The sequence below is a fragment of the Moraxella sp. TY6 genome (assembly GCF_048551375.1).
Taxonomy (GTDB): domain Bacteria; phylum Pseudomonadota; class Gammaproteobacteria; order Pseudomonadales; family Moraxellaceae; genus Faucicola.
Genome location: NZ_JBLYZJ010000007.1, coordinates 87,610 through 102,482, shown reverse-complemented (window position 1 = coordinate 102,482; position 14,873 = coordinate 87,610). Strand labels below are relative to the sequence as shown.

Below are 14,873 nucleotides of genomic sequence, written 5' to 3'. Positions count from 1 at the left end.
TATTGATTTTGAATGGTGCGTCAAACGCACCCTACGATAACCGCAAATTATTCCATCCCTTCAACAAACTCTGGCGGTTCGGCATGGTCATCTTCATGGTGTACCAACTCGTCAGGGTGAGCGAGCTTGGCATCACGCACTTTTTGCTCAAGTTCTTGGGCGATTTGTGGATTTTCTTCCAAAAACTTAATCGAATTGGCACGCCCTTGACCGATTTTGCTGTCATTATAGCTGTACCATGCCCCAGATTTTTTGGCAAAGTCCATATCCACCGCAAAATCAAGCACTTCACCCAAATAATTCGTCCCACTGCCATACATGATGTCAAATTTGGTTTCACGGAATGGTGGTGCAAGTTTGTTTTTGATGACTTTGACTTTGGTTTCGTTACCGATGATGGCATCACCATCTTTCACCGAACCAATACGGCGAATGTCAATCCGCACCGAGGCATAGAATTTTAACGCATTACCGCCTGTGGTGGTCTCTGGCGAGCCGAACATCACACCAATTTTCATACGTAATTGGTTGATGAAGACCACCATACAGTTTGAGCGTTTGGCGTTACCTGTGATTTTACGCAACGCTTGGCTCATAAGGCGTGCTTGTAGACCCATGTGACTGTCGCCCATTTCACCTTCGATTTCGGCTTTGGGCGTTAGGGCTGCCACTGAGTCCACTACAATCATATCCACCGCACCCGAACGCACTAGCATATCGGTGATTTCAAGGGCTTGTTCGCCATTGTCGGGTTGAGTTACTAACAAGTTATCCACATCTACGCCAAGTTTTTTGGCATACACAGGGTCAAGGGCGTGTTCAGCGTCAATAAAGGCACACGTTCCGCCTTGTTTTTGGCATTGAGCGATGGCTTGTAGGGTCAGCGTGGTTTTACCTGAGCTTTCTGGCCCGTAGATTTCCACGATACGACCTTTTGGCAAGCCACCAATCCCAAGGGCAATATCTAGCCCCAATGAGCCTGTCGAGATGACATCGACTTTGACTTTGGCAGACTCATCACCCAGACGCATGATGGTGTTTTTGCCGTAAGCTTTTTCGATTTGGGCAAGGGCGGCGGTGAGGGCTTTGGCTTTATTTTCGTCCATAGTAATTTCCTTGTGAATTTAAAAAGTTGTGAATGAGTAAATCGTTTATTCGGTTAAAATTTGGGAGAGATGAAACTTTGTTTTGATGTGGCTATCATAACAAATTTTGGCATAAAAGAAAGGTCAAATAATACATTAAACGACATGTTGTGTCGCATTTGTTTTGATAAGAAGTTTTTGAAGAATAGATTAATGGTTTCAATGACAGGATTTTAAAAAATTAATTGTAAAACCACTAATTATTATATATTATAATATAATATAAATGATTTATTTAAAAATAAGGGATAATGTCATGGATTGGGCAAATTTTACCCCCATAGCCTCATTGATGGGTGGATTACTGATTGGTTTAGCGGCTGCCTTATTGTGGTGGTTTAATGGCAAAATCGCAGGTGTTAGCGGTATTATCGCAGGGCTATTGTCACCCAAGTCAGTTAATTTTAGTTGGCAGGTGTGTTTTGTATTAGGCATATTGCTTGCCCCTTGGTTGTATCAGTTAGTTCGTCCATTACCTGCGGTGACGGTGACTGATTCGCTGTGGCAATATGTGGTGGCAGGGCTGTTGGTTGGGTTTGGCACACGTTTGGGGTCGGGTTGTACCAGTGGGCATGGGATTTGTGGTAATGCTCGCTTGTCAAAACGCTCGATGGTGGCAACGGTTACCTTTATGCTGACTGGGTTTTTGACCGTGTATGTGGGTAAACATATTTTGGGTTTAATATAATAAACGATAAATTAGGAAAGTTTATGCAACAAATTATCGCATTAGTGACAGGGCTGATTTTTGGCATTGGGCTGATTATTGGCGATATGGTGAATCCTGCGAAGGTGCAAGGGTTTTTGGACATATTTGGCAAATGGGATATGTCGCTTGCCTTTGTGATGGGTGGGGGATTGTTGGTGGCGAGTATCAGCTTTGCTTTGGCAAAATCTTGTAGCCGAAGTTTATTGGGTGATGCAATGAGTTTGCCCACTGCGACACAGATTGATAAGCGATTGCTCATCGGTTCGTCACTGTTTGGCATCGGCTGGGGGATTACAGGGATTTGTCCTGCCCCTGCAATGGTACTAGCGAGTACAGGGGCGTGGCAAGGGGTGGTTTTTGTGGTGAGTATGATTTTGGGGATGGGCGTATTTAAATTGACCTTGGAAAAGTATTAGGTTTAATTTTCAGTCAGTTGGGAAATAGCTGTACACTTTATAGATGACATTTTGATGAAATTCATGGATAATAGGGGGGATATTCTTTTGTTATTGGATGACAGCCCTTTTGATTAGGTTTTGTAAAAACTCCCTAATTGTATGGGCTTTTTTGTTATTGCAATATCTTGGTTGCCACTCTGTTTATAGAGGTTTGAATGATTTCAACCGGTGAAGTAACGTCTCTAGCCAATTCCCGTCCAACCCTTGATTACCGCCCCAACAAATTTGCCATGATTGCGTTTTTTGGTCTGCTGATGGCAGGTCTTTTATTCATGGGCTATAGCCTATTTTTTGATATCAGTCATGCTTTTGATACCCCAACCACGATTATGCCGTATGTGTTGCTGGTTTTCGCTTTGCTAATTGCCTTAGGGTTTGAGTTTGTCAATGGTTTTCACGATACTGCCAATGCGGTCGCTACTGTGATTTATACCAATTCCATGCCTGCTCATTATGCCGTGGTGTGGGCAGGTTTTTTTAACTTTTTGGGGGTATTGACCTCCACTGGGTTAGTGGCGTTTGGGATTATTGCGTTGTTGCCTGTTGAGCTGATTTTGCACGTTGGCTCGGCAAGTGGTTTTGCGATGATTTTTGCGTTGCTGTTTGCGGCGATTATTTGGAATCTTGGTACATGGTATTTTGGGATTCCTGCTTCGTCATCCCATACGCTGGTTGGCTCGATTATTGGCGTGGGCGTGGGCAATGCCTTACTGCATGGGCGTGGCTTTACTGCAGGTGTGGATTGGGCACAAGTACAGAAAGTCGGAGCAGCTTTACTGTTTTCACCTTTATTTGGGTTTTGTTTGGCAGCAATTTTGCTACTTATTATCAAACAACTATTCAAACGCCGTCCAGAGCTGTTTGAAGCCCCAAAACCCAACACGCCACCACCGACTTGGGTGCGGAGCATTTTGATTGCTACTTGTACAGGGGTGTCGTTTTTTCATGGCTCAAACGATGGGCAAAAAGGCATGGGTCTGATTATGCTGATTTTGGTTGGGGCGATTCCGATGGTGTATGGGCTAAATGGCAATCTGCAACAGCAACAAATCACCGATTTTGGGCAACACGCCAAAACCGCCTCATTGACCCTGCAACAACAAACGACTACGCCATTAAATAAAGATGCTCGTTTGATTTTATCGGACTATGTCAAAGATAAGAAAATAACCCCTGAAGTCGTACCTGCACTGGCAAGCACGTTGGATACTATCGGTACGCAAATCCAAAAAAATGATAATATTAAGCAATGGGACGGTGCAACGGTGAGCGAAATGCGAAACCAAATGTTCCTAAGCGGTGAAACCATCAAAAACATCCAAAAAAACTCACCAAATGAGTTAAATCCTGCCACCACCAAGCAACTTAAAGCGGTACAAAAAGACATCGACAGTGCCACCAAGTTTATCCCAACATGGGTAAAAGTGATGACGGCAATTGCATTAGGCTTAGGGACGATGATTGGCTGGAAGCGGATTGTGATTACTGTCGGTGAGCGGATTGGCAAGGAACATTTGACCTATGCTCAAGGGGCTTCGGCAGAGTTGGTTGCGATGTCCACCATTGCGGCAGCGGATGGCTTGGGTCTGCCTGTATCGACTACGCATGTGCTGTCATCAGGGGTGGCAGGAACGATGGTCGCCAATGGCTCAGGGCTACAAAAAAGCACCGTGATGAGTTTGTTATCGGCTTGGGTATTGACCTTGCCTGCGACCATGTTGTTATCGGGTGGTTTGTATTGGTTGTTTACTGTGTTGTTTGTGAGGTAACAGTCTAAGAGACTATTAATCTATACCAAAAGCCATTTCAATTATTGAAGTGGCTTTTTTATTATTTTCAATATTACCAAGAATTTTGCTTGTTTGCCAATGATAAAGTGAATGCCTAGCTAAGACACTAATGGTATAATATTGCCAAATTTTTTCCCCACATAAGCGGAACGCCTTACCATGAAAAAAAGCAATAGCACCATTATCGCAGGACACCCATTTTTAACCGATTTCCAAACCCAGCAACTGCTTGACCGCCTTAACCGTCATGCCGACCTCAACTTTACCCAAATCAGCAGTCAGCAAGTCTATGTTTTCTCAAAAGACTTAGCCGAGCATGATTACCAAAAAGCTGTGGATTTACTCAATCATGGCGAGAGTGTCGATTTTGCCAAGTCAAATGACGGTCAGTTGCAAGTCATCGTCAGCCCACGGTTTGGCACGATTAGCCCTTGGGCGAGTAAGGCGACCGATATTTTTAACAACTGTGATGTCAATATCGAGCGTGTCGAGCGAGTGGTGGTCTATACTTTGACAGCGGATAAGCCACTGACAGACAAGCTCCCACACGACCTTGAGCTGATGTTATACGACCGTATGACCCAAAGTTTGTTCTATGATTTGGCAAAAACTCAGCATTTATTTGACGACCACGAACCTGCCCGTTTGCACCATGTCGATGTCATGGGAGCAGGTCGTGAGGCGTTGGTACAAGCCAATACCGAGTTTGGTTTTGCCCTGTCGAGCCAAGATATTGACTACTTAATGAATGCCTATGTCAATGAGCTAAAACGCAATCCGACTGACGTTGAATTGATGATGTTTGCCCAAGCCAATAGCGAACATTGCCGTCATAAGATTTTTAATGCCCAATGGACGATTGACGGTGAATTTCAGCCTAAGTCATTGTTTGGTATGATTAAAAATACCTTTCAACAAAACCCCAACGATATTTTGTCTGCGTATAAAGACAATGCCGCCGTGGTCAAAGGCTCAGATGGACAGCGTTTTTATCCGCTTTTAAACAGTGAAAACAACCACTTAGAATACGGTTTTCACCCACAAGCCATTGATATTTTGATGAAAGTCGAAACCCACAACCACCCAACAGCGATTGCACCGTATTCTGGGGCGGCGACTGGTTCGGGCGGTGAAATCCGTGACGAGGGGGCGACAGGGCGTGGCGGTAAACCAAAAGCAGGTTTGGCAGGTTTTCATGTGTCACATTTGCATTTGCCAGAGATGCCAGAAAAATGGGAGCAGTCTGGCTCAAATGGTAAAGGGGTTTCGACTGCCGATTACGGCAAGCCAGAGCGGATGGCAAGTGCATTGCAAATTATGACCGAAGCCCCATTGGGTTCGGCAGCCTTTAGCAATGAATTTGGTCGTCCGAATTTGGTCGGTTATTTCCGTTCGTTTCAACTAGACACCTCAGCCGAGCAGGACGGTAGCCAAATGCGTGGCTATCATAAGCCGATTATGATTGCAGGCGGTTATGGTAATATCAAACGCAATTTGGTCGAGAAAAATCCAATCCAACAAGGCGATTTACTCATCGTATTGGGTGGTCCTGCGATGCAAATTGGCTTGGGCGGTGGGGCTGCCTCATCGGTGGATAGTGGCGAGCTTGACGAGGGGCTAGACTTTGCCTCGGTGCAACGTGACAATGCCGAGATGGAACGCCGTTGTCAAGAAGTGATTGACCGCTGTTGGGCGATGGCTGGCAACAGTCCTGAAGAAGACAAAAACCCAATCGTGTCGATTCACGATGTTGGGGCAGGTGGTTTGTCAAATGCCATGCCAGAGTTGGTGAATGACCATGAGCTAGGGGCAGTGCTGAACTTGCGGAAAGTGCCGTCACTTGAGCATGGGATGTCACCGATGGCGATTTGGTCGAATGAAGCCCAAGAACGCTATGTATTGGCGATTCGCCCTGAAAGCCGTGAGCTGTTTGATAGTATCTGTGAGCGTGAACGCTGTCCGTATGCGATTTTGGGTGAGGCGACTGATGTCCGTCAGTTGGTGGTTAATGACCCATTGTTGAACAGCAAAGGCGACCAACAACCAGTCGATATGCCATTACAAGTGCTATTGGGCGGTACGCCAAAAATGCAACGCTCATTTAGCCGTAGCACCCCGAATTTAACGCCGTTAAACCTTGAAAATATTGATGTTAAACAGTCGGTCAAAGACGTACTACGTCACCCAACCGTTGCCAGTAAGTCGTTTTTGATTAGCATTGGCGACCGCTCAATCACAGGGATGATAGTGCGTGACCAGTATGTCGGACGCTACCAAGTGCCTGTCGCTGACTGTGCGGTGACTGCCTCTGCCTTGATTAGTCTTGACGGCAAGCCGATGACAGGCGAGGCGATGAGCATGGGCGAGCGTACCCCAGTCGCCTTGATTAATCCGTCTGCGTCTGCACGTTTAGCGGTGGGCGAGGCGATTACCAACATCGCAGGGGCGAATATTGCCAAACTCTCTGACATCACGCTATCCGCCAACTGGATGGCAGGCTGTGGCGAAGACAAAGAAGACCAAGCCTTGTTTGAAGGCGTAAAAGCGGTGGGCGAAGAGCTTTGCCCTGCGTTGGGCATTGCGATTCCTGTCGGTAAAGACAGCCTTTCTATGCGTGCGAATTGGTCAGATGAAAGCGGAAATAAATCAGTCGTATCACCGATGTCATTGATTATCACCGCCTTTGCTCCTGTGCAAAACGTGGCAAAAACTTTGACTCCTGCCCTTGTTGGTGGCGAAACGGCATTGTACCGCCTTGATTTGTCAAAAGGTCAATTCCGTCTAGGCGGTTCGATTCTTGCCCAAACCATGAGCCAACTGGGTGATAATTGCCCAGATTTGGACGACCCACAAGATTTAATCAACTTCTTTAACTTTGTCCAAACCGCCAACAATCAAGGCTTAATCTCTGCCTACCATGACATCGGTGATGGTGGTCTATTGGCAACGGTTGCCGAAATGCAATTCACCAACCGCCAAGGCGTGAAGTTGGTGCTAACTGATGACAACTTGCTAGGTCAATTATTTGCCGAAGAATTGGGTGCGGTGATTCAAGTCAAACCTGAAAACGTCAGCGAGCTACTTGCGGTGGCAGAGCAAACAGGCGTAAGCGACTTGTTAAGCCTAATCGGTCAATCAACCGATGAAGATACTTTGCTGATTCAAACGGCAAAAGAAACACTAGCGTTTAACCGTGCGGAATTGCAACAAGAGTGGTCAAAAGTCAGCTACTATATCGCCAAAGGGCGTGACAATCCTGCTAGCGTTGAGCAAGAATTTGCTTTGATTAGCAATAGCAAACATCAAGGCTTAATCGCCCAAGCCAACTATGACCTAAACCAAGCCATTGAAGCTCCGTATATCAATAGCCGTACCACCCAGCCAAAAGTCGCTATCTTGCGTGAGCAAGGCGTGAACGGTCAGCTTGAGATGGGGGCGGGCTTTGTGCGGGCGGGTTTTGAAGCGGTTGACGTGCATATGAGTGATTTGCTCAAAGGGCGTGTCAATCTGCGTGACTTTGATGGTCTAGTGGCGTGCGGTGGTTTTAGCTACGGTGACGTGCTAGGGGCTGGCTCTGGCTGGGCGAAATCTGTGCTGTTCCATGATGAACTGCGTATGCAGTTTGTGCGGTTCTTCACTCGCCCAGAAACTTTCTCTCTAGGCGTGTGTAACGGCTGTCAAATGATGAGCCAACTCAAAGACTTAATTCCAGGGGCGGAGAATTTCCCACGCTTTATCGCTAACCGTTCGGCACGTTTTGAGGCTCGTACGGTGAATGTGAAAGTCGAGCGTACCAAGTCTGTGCTATTAAAAGGTATGCAAGACAGTATCCTACCGATTGCGGTGGCTCATGGTGAGGGCTTTGCGACCTTGTCGGATGCTGATATCGCAGGTATGTCGGCTCATGGACAGGTGGCGTTACGCTATGTGGATAGCCACGGCACGCCAACTGAGCATTATCCGCTCAATCCAAATGGTTCACCGCAGGGGGTGACAGGGATTTGTAGCACCGATGGGCGTGTTACCTTGATGATGCCACACCCAGAGCGGAATCTGATGGCGTATAACCATAGCTGGAAGCCTGATGAGTGGCAAGAAGATGGGGCGTGGATGCGGATGTTTAGAAATGCAAGGGCTTTCTTGAGATAAATAAAAGAATTTTCACAGTTAAACAAATCAGAGTAATTCTCTAATTACTCTGATTTATCTTTGACAAAATATAATTATCAACTCCGAAACTGTACTGATAATTATTTGAACGATTTGAAATTTCTATAAGAAGTAAAACTAACTGATGTATGTTCGTTATAGGGTTAATAGAATCTACTTTTTGTTGTTGTTTAAATAATTCAGTTGCATTGAAAATTGCAGTTTTATAGTTTCCAGCGATAGAGTTAATGCAACTTTCATTTGTTTCGTAATAGTTTGGGGTATAATTTACTAAAGCATCTTTTACATTAGTTCCTATAGAATTTAGTTGGGTTGATACAAATGGTTTATCATAGAATTCAAAATGTAATATAAACCATAATTCAATACAGGGAAAAGTGTAAACTGGAATGATTTTAGTGTTGTTGTTAGACTTATTATATTTAACTAAAACTTCCAAAAATCTTTTATCTTTAACTGTATCTAAATCAAAAACACAAAAGATATAGCCGAAAAAATCTCCTTCCTTTTCAGCTTTTCTTGCAAGTTTTATAGCTTGAGTTACTATTCCATAACTGTCGGTATGGGTACTCTTTTGAACGGTTACATTTGGAATATCTAAAATGAATTTCAGACTTTCAAAATAATGTTTTTCAGAAATACCTTCAGTTAGTATCAAAATTTTAGGAATAACCTTTCGGGTGTTAGCCTTTCTAGATTCCTTTGCTTTTTTTCTTTTTTCTTTATTTTCAGCTTTTCTGCGTTGTTCAATATTATCAGTTCCCATAACTACTCCTAATTATAATTTCTTAGATTTGGAGTGGCACCAAATGAACCTGAAAGATAACGTAGTTCCCAGTTTTGTCTATCATTTCTGATATTCTCAAATTCCACTAAGGAATAAAGCTCAGAGGCTTGCTCCTTATTTTTCTCAATAAAGTAGATTTGGTCTTTCCTCAAATAATCTTGATTGATTAGATGTGTATCATGAGTCACGCAAATTAATTGATTTTTAGATTTTTGAAAAGATTTAATAAAGTTCCTAACGAGTAATGGGTGTAATGCCGAACTTAACTCGTCAACATAAAATACTTTATTCATCTCTTTGTCATCATTTAGTAATAAAGATGCCAAAGAAAAGAGTTTCTGTGTGCCTTGAGATTCAAGCTCAAAAGGTAAGGGTATATTATTTCCCTCATTATCTTTATGAAAAGTTTGGATTCTATAAGAAAATTTATCTTTATAATCTTCAAGTAGTTTTGTTTTGATTTCAGATGGGATGTCATTAATCTCATTAATTTTATCTAAAAAAGGCAGTTTCTCAATATTTAAATCAACGATATCTACATCTTGCTTACATAAAAAATTCAGTAAATTTTCTTTATTTGAATCTTCATTAGCAATAAATTCAGCCATTTCATCAATATCAAGTTCTTCAGATAAAATAGAATTAAACCAATTATAAATGGGTAAAATTTCCTTACTATTCTCTTGTGAAGCTTTCGATAAGAATAGAACATTCTTTGAGGTTCTTAAAGTAATATCTTCAAAAACTCTCTTTGGTTTTAAATCAGCTCCTAAAGTATATTTGTACTCGCCAGTATCCGATAAATCTCTCATAAAGATATTTCTTTTATAATTTTTGGGATAGTAAGATAAATACTCATGATGAATTTTATGCCTGTCCATACTAATACTATAGTTATAACGAATATTTTCACAATAAAAATTAATTTCAAAAAAAGTTGGTTTTTGGCTACTTCTTTTATCAAATAAAAATGGGATATAGTTAAAAGTGTTATCGGGTTTATTTTTGGTTGAATTTAAGACAAGAGATTTCAAATAGTTTAGAGAGGATAGTAAGTTAGATTTACCAGAAGCATTAGAACCATAAATAACTGCTAGTTTTAACAGTTTTAATTTCTTATCAGGGCTATCTAAGATATGACTTGCGTGGATATCATAAGGTGGTGAAGCAACCATACTTAGTGTTTGGTTATCCTTAAATGAAAGAGAGTTTCCAAGAGTAAAGTCAATAATCATAACAAATTCTCGTATTTTATGGATAATTTATCCAAAATATTAAATAATTTAATTTATACTACTCCTTTTGTGGAATAGATACAATTATAATTGTAAAATGTATCAAAAATCTTATGCTTAATTGGTAAGTCCTTTTATAGTATCATCACCTAAACATAACATAGAGCCACAACCCATGCCAAAACCCAAATCCGACACCCTCACCCTATACCGTTTCAAAGTATCCCTCGACTTTCACCGTAAAGTTCCGATGAAAAAACTACACCGTATTATCTAACAACCCATTTAACATAAAAAAAGCGGTTGTTACACCGCTTTTACTCAAAATAATCCATCAAAAATACCCATTACCAAAATTTCGGAGCATTTTTCACAGTTTTTAGGCTCACTGCACATTTTTCGGCACTGGATTTTTCTTGTCCACCAAACCAACCCACCGCAAACAACGCATTCGGGTCGGTCTTGGCTTTCTCAACATAATGGGCGTGACCCACTACCTTATCATTATAGTCGCCAAGCACATCTTGAGCAGGTTCAAGGTACTGCAAAAAGGCGTTGAGCTTATCCACTTTGCCCTTTTTATTTTTGCTGTCATTGCTTTGAGCGAATAATGGCGAAACAAACTCACTGACATAACGAAGCGTCTTCAAATCCTTACGCACATCATGTTGGGCTTCGGTTTCAAGGTCAGCAAAATGGCTACTTGCCACCGCAATTTTATTGAACAATTTATCCAGTTTTTTGGTCACTGCTGTTTTGGCTTTGGCGTTTTTGCCAGTGGTTGGCTGTGGCAAATGGGTAAAGTTAATTAGTTCCAACAGCACGATTTGGAAGTCATTGGCTCGCACCGCATCAATCGGCATAATCGCCACATCGGTTGACCATTTGATAGGCGGTGAACCGAGGGCTTCGAGCATGGGTTGGGTTTTGGTCTGTAGGATTTCATGGTCACGGTATTCACCTAATAGGCTAAAGGTCTGTTTTAGCACGGTTATCCAGTTGGGGTCGATGCAGTCAGGGCAGAATTTGAATACCTTGAGAGCGGTACGTAGTCGGCGTAAACCCACTCTCAGTTGGTGAACGTGGTTGCCATCTGGGCTACCGTCAGCGATGGCGGTGGCATTGGGCAGGATTTGGGCAAGGCAGTTATTGACGACTTGCTGTAAAAATGCAAATTCCGTGGTGTTTTTATCAACGGCTAACTGCGATAAATTGGCTTTGACAGGGTCGGCAAAGGTCTGTTTTGCCATTAACAAGTTGCCTCGTTGGGCTTTGGTCACGGTAGAAAGATAAAGTTTATATTTCTTACACCAAGTTTTGGCGACTTCGACAAGGTCACTGGCATCGCCTTCAACCAGTTCAAATTCAATTTCATGCACGTCAAATTTTTCGGCTTTGGTTTTACCTGCACCTGTACCGACAGTGCCTAAATCATAGGCAATTTCGATTTTGCTATTGTTCTTTTTGACTATTCGACTGGTGCGGTTGATGTCGGTGAAATACTGCACCGTGAGGCTGTCTGCCAGTTGCTCAAGGGGCATGACTTTGGCAAGTTGTTCGCTCAATTGTTGATTGTCATCAAGTTTGAGTTGTTTTGCCAATTCGCTGACATTGATTTTGGTAGGGGTGTCGCTGATGTCCAAAATAGTATTAAGCTCAAGGCGTTTGGCAACCCCATCACCTGCGGTTTTGAGGGTTTGCACCCATTGATTGTCCTCGTAGCGAATACGTAGGGCAATGCCTCTTTTGGCAAGGTCGTTGTTGGGTGTGTCAAAATAATAGGCGGATAGCCGTTGGCTTTGGGCGGTTTTAGTGGCGATTTGCTTGGCAAGACTGGCTTGGGTAAAAGTAGGAACGCAAAATTTAAGTTCTAGCTCGTGCATGATAAGGCATTTCCCATCAGTTTTGGTAATACTTCAATCATAGCATGATTGGTTATCGCTAACTATCATCGACAACCAACCGTTACAAAACAATGACTTATATAAAGGCTATCTTATCAAAATCAGACTATTTATTGACCAATAGCGTCTAAACCTTCTTCTTTTAGCGATTTTTGTACCGCAGGATTGGCTTCGACATTTTTGACCAATTTTGCTAGGTTTTTCAAGTTTGATAAATCAATTTTCATGCCATTTGCCCAGCGAAGTGTGACGTACAAATACACATCGGCAATGCTAAACTCACCTGCCATGTAGTCTTGATTGGCTAGGTTGTCATCGGCAATTTTATAAATGCTTTGTAGGCGTGCGATGGCGGTTTGGGTGAGTTTGGTTTTTAGCTCATCGGTCAAATCCGCTTCAGCGATAAAGGCGGTTGGGCGGAATAATGGCGTAAAGGCTTTATGCACATCGGCATTGGCGTAGCTTAACCACTGTTGGGCTTTGGCACGTTGGGCGGTGTCGCCAGAACCAAAGATATTGGCAGTTGGGTATTGTTCGTCAAGGTAGTTTAAGATTGCCACGTTTTGCGATAGATAAAAATCACCGTCTTCAAGCAGTGGTACAGCCCCTTGGGGGTTTTTGGCGAGGTATTCTGGGGTTTTTGCATCAGCGTGGCTGATAAGGGCAAGTTCGTAATCCGTGCCTGTGAGGTTTAAGGCGGTATGGGGAACGAATGAGCAAGCCCCTTTGAATGCGTAAAGCTTCATGGTGTTTCCTTTTGGGTGTTGAGTTTTAAATGTTGAACAAGTGCGGTTTTGAGCTATTATAATGATAAGCTTAGAAGGATTTTGTAATTTTAGTTTAAGTTAAATACTGTTTTGTAAATAAAAATTAAAAATAATACGTTATACAGTGTTTTATTCGCCTTATTGGTCTAATCCTTTTATAATGGCTGTTTAAAAATAGCCATATCGCCAAATGTTAGGATAGCCATGAGCCAATCAACCACTAATCAATCAGCCATTACCCAATCCCCAAAAAAGAAAATCAAACCCACCGCCCGAGTACGCAAACGCCTACAAGACGCACCGCCAGTCACTTTAACAATTACCAACCTAGCCCATGATGGGCGTGGCGTGGCGATTTATGGCACTCATCCAGAACATATCGAAGAAAAACACGGCAAAAAAGTCTTTGTCAGCTTTGCCCTACCAAACGAAACCGTCAGCGTGAAAATCACAGGCTCACGCAAAAGCCTTGAAGAGGGCGATACCCTTGAAGTCTTGGCAAACCCCAATGCCGAACGCACCACGCCCCCTTGTCCGCATTTTGGCATATGTGGCGGTTGTAGCTTGCAACATTGGGACGCTGATGGACAGATTAACTTTAAACAATCCGTCCTTGCCGAACTCTTGCAACACCAAGCCAACATTGCCCCAGATAACTGGCTTGCACCGCTCACCGCTGACCGTCTAGGCTACCGCACCAAGGCTCGCATGGGCGTGCGATATGTGGAGAAAAAAGGCACAGCATTGGTTGGATTCCGTGAGCGTAGCAGTAACTTTTTGACCGAACTCAATGAATGCCAAGTATTAGACCCACGTATCGGCTTTGAAATCGAAAATCTCAAGGCTTTGATTAGCGAATTGGATGCTCGTAACGAAATTCCACAGCTTGAAGTGGCGATGGGTGAAACACTTGATGATGTCGCTGATAGCAAAAAATCGGTAGCTGTGATTGTCCGTCACATGGCTGAGTTGGGCGACAGCGATTTGGCAAAATTACAGGCGTTTTTTGCCGAGCGAAATTGGCAGTTATACCTACAATCCAAAGGGGCGGACACGGTGCAACGCATTGACGACCCTAACGGACGTGCCTCAAGCCTGACTGTACCACCGACAGGCGGATTGTTTTATCGTTTGCCAGAGATGGGGATTACCTTTGAGTTTTCACCGCTCGATTTTACCCAAGTCAATCTGTCGATGAACCGCAAAATGACCCAGTTGGCGTTGGATTTGTTGGACTTACAGCAAGGCGAGCGAGTGTTGGACTTGTTCTGTGGTTTGGGCAATTTTAGCTTACCATTGGCAAAGGCAGTGGGCGACACGGGTTTTGTGATTGGCGTTGAAGGCAGTGAGGCAATGACCGAGCGAGCCAAGATGAACGCCAAGGCAAATGGCTTGCACCATACTGACTTTTTTGCACAGGATTTGACCCAAGATTTTTCGGATAAGGAATGGGTCGGTCAAGTCGATGCGTTGCTGATTGACCCACCGAGAAGTGGGGCGATTGAGGTGATGCAGTATTTGGATAAATTCGATGCCAAACGCATTGTGTATGTGTCTTGCAATCCGATTACGCTGGCTCGTGATACGGCTGTGTTGCTAGAAAAAGGCTATCGCTTGACCCATGCAGGGGTGATGGATATGTTCTGCCATACAGGGCATGTGGAAAGTATTGCTAGGTTTGAGAAGATTTGATTTATGTTTATCTGCCGAATTGGTAGTGCCTATTGGGTAAGTGTCATTGATTTACTTTGCTAATCTCCCCCAACCCCCTCTTTAGGAAAGAGGGGGCTATACCCCCATACCCATAACTTAGACTAAAACGGTGGGCAAGCCCCCATTTGGAAAAGGGGGATTTAGGGGGATTAAAACTCACGGTATTTACATTACCGATTCATTTTCGGTTTGATA

General features: G+C 43.4%; 10 protein-coding genes. 5 read left to right on the top strand and 5 right to left on the bottom strand.

Features of this window, described 5'->3' with window-relative positions; all coding sequences use genetic code 11:
• Window positions 1-47: 47 nt before the first annotated feature.
• Window positions 48-1,106 carry a recombinase RecA gene (gene recA / locus ACK1U4_RS06990; RefSeq protein ID WP_419400166.1) on the bottom strand — a complete coding sequence of 353 codons (1,059 nt, stop codon included), beginning with the start codon at window positions 1,104-1,106 and terminating at the stop codon, window positions 48-50.
• Window positions 1,107-1,401: 295 nt separating this feature from the next.
• On the opposite strand from recA, the gene ACK1U4_RS06985 reads away from it, so the two are divergent.
• The 4 genes from ACK1U4_RS06985 to purL all read left to right on the top strand — a co-directional run bounded on the left by ACK1U4_RS06985 (window position 1,402) and on the right by purL (window position 8,251).
• Window positions 1,402-1,833 (top strand): YeeE/YedE family protein, encoded by a 432-nt coding sequence (locus tag ACK1U4_RS06985; RefSeq protein WP_419400165.1) that lies wholly within the window; start codon window positions 1,402-1,404, stop codon window positions 1,831-1,833.
• A gap of 23 nt (window positions 1,834-1,856) precedes the next feature.
• Complete coding sequence (locus ACK1U4_RS06980; RefSeq protein WP_419400164.1) at window positions 1,857-2,270, top strand: DUF6691 family protein; 414 nt, start codon at window positions 1,857-1,859, stop codon at window positions 2,268-2,270.
• A 197-nt stretch (window positions 2,271-2,467) separates the two neighbouring features.
• Window positions 2,468-4,081, top strand: coding sequence for an inorganic phosphate transporter (locus tag ACK1U4_RS06975; RefSeq protein WP_419400163.1), 1,614 nt, complete (start codon window positions 2,468-2,470; stop codon window positions 4,079-4,081).
• 180 nt (window positions 4,082-4,261) lie between these two features.
• On the top strand, window positions 4,262-8,251 hold the full coding sequence (gene purL, locus ACK1U4_RS06970; RefSeq protein WP_419400162.1) for a phosphoribosylformylglycinamidine synthase: 3,990 nt from the start codon (window positions 4,262-4,264) through the stop codon (window positions 8,249-8,251).
• Between the two features lie 40 nt (window positions 8,252-8,291).
• Here purL and ACK1U4_RS06965 read toward each other — a convergent pair whose 3' ends face one another.
• From ACK1U4_RS06965 to ACK1U4_RS06950, 4 genes are all read right to left on the bottom strand, one after another.
• Window positions 8,292-9,038 (bottom strand): RloB family protein, encoded by a 747-nt coding sequence (locus tag ACK1U4_RS06965; RefSeq protein WP_419400161.1) that lies wholly within the window; start codon window positions 9,036-9,038, stop codon window positions 8,292-8,294.
• Between the two features lie 8 nt (window positions 9,039-9,046).
• The gene (locus ACK1U4_RS06960; RefSeq protein ID WP_419400160.1) at window positions 9,047-10,294 is read right to left on the bottom strand and encodes an AAA family ATPase; all 1,248 of its coding nucleotides are present in this window, start codon (window positions 10,292-10,294) and stop codon (window positions 9,047-9,049) included.
• Between the two features lie 347 nt (window positions 10,295-10,641).
• Window positions 10,642-12,177, bottom strand: coding sequence for a CHAD domain-containing protein (locus tag ACK1U4_RS06955; protein ID WP_419400159.1), 1,536 nt, complete (start codon window positions 12,175-12,177; stop codon window positions 10,642-10,644).
• A 131-nt stretch (window positions 12,178-12,308) separates the two neighbouring features.
• Window positions 12,309-12,944: a glutathione S-transferase family protein gene (locus ACK1U4_RS06950; protein WP_419400158.1), complete on the bottom strand. Its 636-nt coding sequence runs from the start codon at window positions 12,942-12,944 to the stop codon at window positions 12,309-12,311.
• 225 nt (window positions 12,945-13,169) lie between these two features.
• On the opposite strand from ACK1U4_RS06950, the gene rlmD reads away from it, so the two are divergent.
• Window positions 13,170-14,657 (top strand): 23S rRNA (uracil(1939)-C(5))-methyltransferase RlmD, encoded by a 1,488-nt coding sequence (gene rlmD, locus ACK1U4_RS06945; protein ID WP_419400157.1) that lies wholly within the window; start codon window positions 13,170-13,172, stop codon window positions 14,655-14,657.
• Window positions 14,658-14,873 lie beyond the last annotated feature (216 nt).

Excerpts from the sequence above, each read along its gene's own strand:
- ACK1U4_RS06965 (WP_419400161.1), bottom strand. The coding sequence starts at position 9,038 with ATGGGAACTGATAATATTGAACAACGCAGAAAAGCTGAAAATAAAGAA.
- ACK1U4_RS06960 (WP_419400160.1), bottom strand. The coding sequence starts at position 10,294 with ATGATTATTGACTTTACTCTTGGAAACTCTCTTTCATTTAAGGATAAC.
- ACK1U4_RS06975 (WP_419400163.1), top strand. The coding sequence starts at position 2,468 with ATGATTTCAACCGGTGAAGTAACGTCTCTAGCCAATTCCCGTCCAACC.
- ACK1U4_RS06955 (WP_419400159.1), bottom strand. The coding sequence starts at position 12,177 with ATGCACGAGCTAGAACTTAAATTTTGCGTTCCTACTTTTACCCAAGCC.
- ACK1U4_RS06980 (WP_419400164.1), top strand. The coding sequence starts at position 1,857 with ATGCAACAAATTATCGCATTAGTGACAGGGCTGATTTTTGGCATTGGG.
- purL (WP_419400162.1), top strand. The coding sequence starts at position 4,262 with ATGAAAAAAAGCAATAGCACCATTATCGCAGGACACCCATTTTTAACC.
- ACK1U4_RS06985 (WP_419400165.1), top strand. The coding sequence starts at position 1,402 with ATGGATTGGGCAAATTTTACCCCCATAGCCTCATTGATGGGTGGATTA.
- rlmD (WP_419400157.1), top strand. The coding sequence starts at position 13,170 with ATGAGCCAATCAACCACTAATCAATCAGCCATTACCCAATCCCCAAAA.
- recA (WP_419400166.1), bottom strand. The coding sequence starts at position 1,106 with ATGGACGAAAATAAAGCCAAAGCCCTCACCGCCGCCCTTGCCCAAATC.
- ACK1U4_RS06950 (WP_419400158.1), bottom strand. The coding sequence starts at position 12,944 with ATGAAGCTTTACGCATTCAAAGGGGCTTGCTCATTCGTTCCCCATACC.